This is a genomic window from Microbacterium sp. AR7-10, from assembly GCF_001878835.1.
GTDB lineage: Bacteria > Actinomycetota > Actinomycetes > Actinomycetales > Microbacteriaceae > Microbacterium > Microbacterium commune.
Genome location: NZ_MJIR01000007.1, coordinates 1 through 4,282 on the forward strand (window position 1 = coordinate 1; position 4,282 = coordinate 4,282).

At 70.2% G+C, this 4,282-nt stretch carries 5 protein-coding genes; 3 read left to right on the forward strand and 2 right to left on the reverse strand.

Translation table 11 applies throughout. The features are described from left to right. The coding region (locus BFN01_RS00710) for an SDR family NAD(P)-dependent oxidoreductase (RefSeq protein WP_071640516.1) at positions 1-581 on the reverse strand (581 nt) is incomplete at its 3' end. Beyond that, positions 578-1,438: a fumarylacetoacetate hydrolase family protein gene (locus BFN01_RS00715; protein WP_071640508.1), complete on the reverse strand. Its 861-nt coding sequence runs from the start codon at positions 1,436-1,438 to the stop codon at positions 578-580. The genes BFN01_RS00715 and BFN01_RS00710, both read right to left, overlap by 4 nt. 122 nt (positions 1,439-1,560) lie before the next feature. Here BFN01_RS00715 and BFN01_RS00720 point away from each other — a divergent pair, with 122 nt between their 5' ends. From BFN01_RS00720 to BFN01_RS00730, 3 genes are read left to right on the forward strand one after another with little or no spacing between them, the layout of a single operon-like run. Further along, positions 1,561-2,856 carry an L-fuconate dehydratase gene (locus tag BFN01_RS00720; RefSeq protein ID WP_071640510.1) on the forward strand — a complete coding sequence of 432 codons (1,296 nt, stop codon included), beginning with the start codon at positions 1,561-1,563 and terminating at the stop codon, positions 2,854-2,856. Beyond that, the gene (locus tag BFN01_RS00725) at positions 2,843-3,808 is read left to right on the forward strand and encodes an aldo/keto reductase (RefSeq protein WP_071640512.1); all 966 of its coding nucleotides are present in this window, start codon (positions 2,843-2,845) and stop codon (positions 3,806-3,808) included. Before BFN01_RS00720 ends, BFN01_RS00725 begins: the two co-directional genes overlap by 14 nt. A 19-nt stretch (positions 3,809-3,827) precedes the next feature. Next, positions 3,828-4,247, forward strand: coding sequence for an RbsD/FucU family protein (locus BFN01_RS00730; protein WP_071640514.1), 420 nt, complete (start codon positions 3,828-3,830; stop codon positions 4,245-4,247). Positions 4,248-4,282 lie beyond the last annotated feature (35 nt).

The following is a 4,282-nucleotide window of genomic DNA, read 5'->3' on the forward strand; positions in this document are numbered from 1 at the left end:
GGGCCGGCCGCGGGTCCGGCCCGCCCCCCCCCCCGCGGGGGGGCGGGGGTGCGCGGATGGCCGGCGCTCCCCCGGATGCCCTCGCGCGGATGGTGGGCGGCCATCGCCCGGGTCAGGGCCGAGACCGCGCCCTTCGACGCCGAGTACAGCGCGCGCTGCGGCAGCCCGGTCGTCGAAGCGATGGATGCCGTGTTGCACACCGCCGCAGCCGGTGACCGGCGCAGCCACGGCAGGGCCGCCGAGGTCACCCGGGCGATGCCGGTGACGTTGATCGAGAGCACGCGAGCCCACTCGTCGTCGTCGTTCGCGGTGACGTCGCCCTGGGCGCCGATGCCGGCGTTGTTGATCACGACGTCGATGCGCCCGAACCGCTCGGCGACGCCGGCGACGGCGGCATCCACCGATGCACGATCCGAGACATCCGCGGTGAACGCGGCGAAGCGCTCGTCGGCGCCCGACGGGTCGCGGTCGAGCACCGCCACCTGCGCCCCTTCTTCGTGCAGCCGGCGCGCGATCGCCGCCCCGATGCCGGATGCTCCGCCGGTCACGATCGCGACGAGACCCTCCACCTGCCCGCTCATCGCTGCGCCTGCCACGCCACGAACTCCTGACGCTGACGGCCCAGGCCCTCGATCTCAATCTCGACCACGTCGCCCGCCGTGAGGTACGGGAACTTGCCGCCGAACGCGACACCCTGCGGGGTTCCGGTGAGGATGAGGTCACCGGGCTCGAGGGTCACGTACTGCGAGAGGTGGTGCACGATGGTGCGCACGTCGAAGATCATGTCGTTCGTGTTCGAGTCCTGTCGTGCCTCGCCGTTCACGAAGCTCTTCAGGTTCAGGTTGTCGACATCCACCTCGTCGGGGGTGACCAGCCACGGACCGGTGGGGTTGAAGCCGAAGGCGATCTTGCCCTTCGACCACTGCCCGCCCGACACCTCCATCTGGAACGCGCGCTCGGAGACGTCGTTCGCGACGACGTAGCCCGCGATGTGCTGTGCGGCCTCGTCGACCGAATCGAGATAGGCGGCACGTCGGCCGATGACGATGCCGAGCTCGACCTCCCAGTCGGTCTTCTCGCTGCCGCGGGGGATGGTCACGGTGTCGTTGGGGCCGACGACGGTGTTCGGCGTCTTCAGGAAGATGATCGGCACCGTGGGCGGTTCGGAGCCCGACTCCCGGGCGTGGGCGGCGTAGTTCTGCCCGATGCAGATGACCGCGCTGGGGCGGGCGATCGGCGCGCCGATGCGCAGGGCCGAGGCGTCGGTCACCTCGGGCAGCGAGCCCCCGTTCAGGGCTGCGCGGGTGCGGCCGACCGGGTCGTCGGCGAGGAAGTCGCCGTTCACATCGGATGTCACGGGGCGCAGATCGTAGGTGCGGTCACCGTCGATGACGACCGGGATCTCTCTTCCGGACTCGCCGAGTCGTGCGAACTTCATGATTCTCCTTCGTCTCAGACGGGCGGATGCTGAGACGGCACCCGCACGTTGACAGTATAGACATCCGATGTTTACACTCCAAGGGTCTGCGTCGGACTTTCCCACGCACCCGAAGGAGCACTGTGAGCCGTATCGTCGCGCTGGACACCAGCGACATCCGCTTTCCCACGTCGCTGAGCCTGGACGGCTCGGATGCGATGAATCCCGACCCCGACTACTCCGCGGCCTACGTGATCATCCGCACCGACGCCGGCGACGACATCGACGGGCACTCCTTCGTGTTCACGATCGGCCGCGGCAACGATGTGCAGGTCGCCGCGATCGACGCGCTCGCCGGCCACCTCGTGGGCCGCGAGATCGAGCCGCTGCTCGACGACATGGGCGGCACCTTCCGCGACATCATCGGCGACTCGCAGCTTCGCTGGCTCGGGCCCGAGAAGGGCGTGATGCACATGGCCATCGGCGCCGTCATCAACGCCCTGTGGGACATCAAGGCCAAGCGCGCCGGGCTGCCGCTCTGGCAGCTGCTGGCGCGCATGACGCCCGAGCAGATCGTCGATCTCGTCGACTTCCGCTATCTCACCAACGCGCTCACCCGCGACGAGGCGCTCGAGATCCTCCGCGCCGCCGTGCCCGGACGCGCCGAGCGCGAAGCCGAGCTGCTCGCGACCGGCTATCCCGGATATACGACCAGCCCGGGATGGCTCGGCTACTCCGACGAGAAGCTCGAGCGCCTCGCACGCGAGGCGATGGCCGACGGCTTCACCCAGATCAAGCTCAAGGTCGGCGCCGACCTCGACGACGACATCCGCCGCTTCCGCAAGGCCCGCGAGGTCGTCGGGCCCGACTTCCCGATCGCGATCGACGCCAACCAGCGCTGGGAGGTGTCCGAAGCGATCGAATGGGTGAACGCGCTCGCCGAGTTCAACCCCGCCTGGATCGAGGAGCCCACCAGCCCGGACGACATCCTCGGTCACGCCGAGATCGCCCGCGGCGTCGCCCCCATCCGGGTCGCCACCGGCGAGCACGCCCAGAACCGGATGATCTTCAAGCAGCTGCTGCAGGCCGACGCCATCAAGGTCATGCAGATCGACGCGGTGCGGGTCGCGGGCGTGAACGAGAACATCGCCAACCTGCTGCTGGCCGCCAAGTTCGGCGTGCCGGTGTGCCCGCACGCCGGCGGCGTGGGACTGTGCGAAGCCGTGCAGCACCTGTCGATGTTCGACTTCGTCGCCGTCAGCGGCAGCCGTGAAGGTCGTCTGATCGAATTCGTCGACCACCTGCACGAGCACTTCGTGGTGCCCACCGACATCCAGGGCGGGTCGTACATGGCACCCACGGCGCCGGGCACGAGCATGGAGATGCACGCTGCCAGCATCGCCAAGTACACCTGGACGGGCCAGCATGTCATCGACTGATCTCGCCCTGCCCGCTCTGGGCTACGGGGCGGCGAACGTGGGCAATCTGTTCCGCGAGCTCAACGACGATGAGGCGTGGGCGGTGCTCGAGGCGGCCTGGGATGCCGGCATCCGCTACTTCGACACCGCACCGCACTACGGGCTGGGGCTCAGCGAGCGCCGTCTCGGCGCCTTCCTGCAAACCAAGCCGCGCGACGAATTCGTGCTCTCGACCAAGGTGGGGCGGCTGCTGCGCCCGAACCCCGCCCACGCTCCCGGCGGCCTCGACACGGCCAACGACTTCCACGTGCCCGACGATCTGCAGCGGGTGTGGGACTTCACCGAGGCGGGCATCCGGGCCAGCATCGCCGAGTCCCAGGAGCGTCTCGGTCTCGACCGCATCGATCTGCTGTATCTGCACGACCCCGAGCGCAACGACCTCGATCTGGCGCTCGCCGAGGCCTTCCCCGCCCTGGAGGCGGTGCGCGCCGACGGGATCGTGCGCGCGATCGGCGTCGGATCGATGGTCTCGGAGGCCCTCGCGCGGTCGGTGCTCGAGGTCGATCTCGACCTGATCATGGTCGCGGGACGGTACACGCTGCTCGAGCAGCCCGCGGCGGCCGAGGTGCTGCCCGCGTGCGCGGCGCGCGGGACGGGGGTCGTCGCGGCATCCGTCTTCAACTCCGGGCTGCTGGCGCAGAGCGAGCCGCGGCGCGACGGCCGGTACGAGTACGGTCAGCTGCCGGAGGAGCTCTGGCAGCGCCTCGTGCGGATCGCCGCCGTCTGCGCGGCGCACGACGTGCCGCTGCCTGCCGCGGCGATCCAGTTTCCGCTGCGGGCGCCCGAGGTGCGCTCGGTCGTCGTCGGCGGCAGCCGCCCCGCGCAGCTGCGCCAGAACGCCGAGTACGCCGCGCTCGACATCCCCGACGAGCTGTGGGCCGAGCTCGCCGCCGAGGGACTCATCCCCGCCTGAACCGTCGAAGGAGATCCGGATGCTCGAAGGAATCAACTCTCTGCTCACCGGCGAGCTGCTGCTGCACCTCGACCGGATGGGCCACTCCGACGCGGTGGTCGTCGCCGACGCGCACTTCCCGGCCTGGGCGCTGGGGGAGCGGGTGGTGGACCTGCCGGGCACGACGACCCCCGAGGCGGTCGCGGCGATCCGTTCGGTGCTGCCGCTGGACGACGCCCCCGGTATGGACCTCATGGAGTCGGCGGACGGGGAGGTGCTCGACGTGCAGCGCGAGCTGATGACCGCGGCCGGCACGACGCTGCAGACGACGGGTTTCGTCGAGCGCTTCGCGTACTACGACGTCGCGAAGGGCGCGTATCTGATGGTGCGCACCGGCGAGACCCGCAAGTACGGCAACGCCCTGCTGCGCAAGGGCGTGGTCGGCCATCCGTCCGCCTGACCCGGCCCCCGCCCCCGCCGCCGCCGTTGCCCGCC

Excerpts from the sequence above, each read along its gene's own strand:
- BFN01_RS00715 (WP_071640508.1), bottom strand. The coding sequence starts at position 1,438 with ATGAAGTTCGCACGACTCGGCGAGTCCGGAAGAGAGATCCCGGTCGTC.
- BFN01_RS00725 (WP_071640512.1), top strand. The coding sequence starts at position 2,843 with ATGTCATCGACTGATCTCGCCCTGCCCGCTCTGGGCTACGGGGCGGCG.
- BFN01_RS00730 (WP_071640514.1), top strand. The coding sequence starts at position 3,828 with ATGCTCGAAGGAATCAACTCTCTGCTCACCGGCGAGCTGCTGCTGCAC.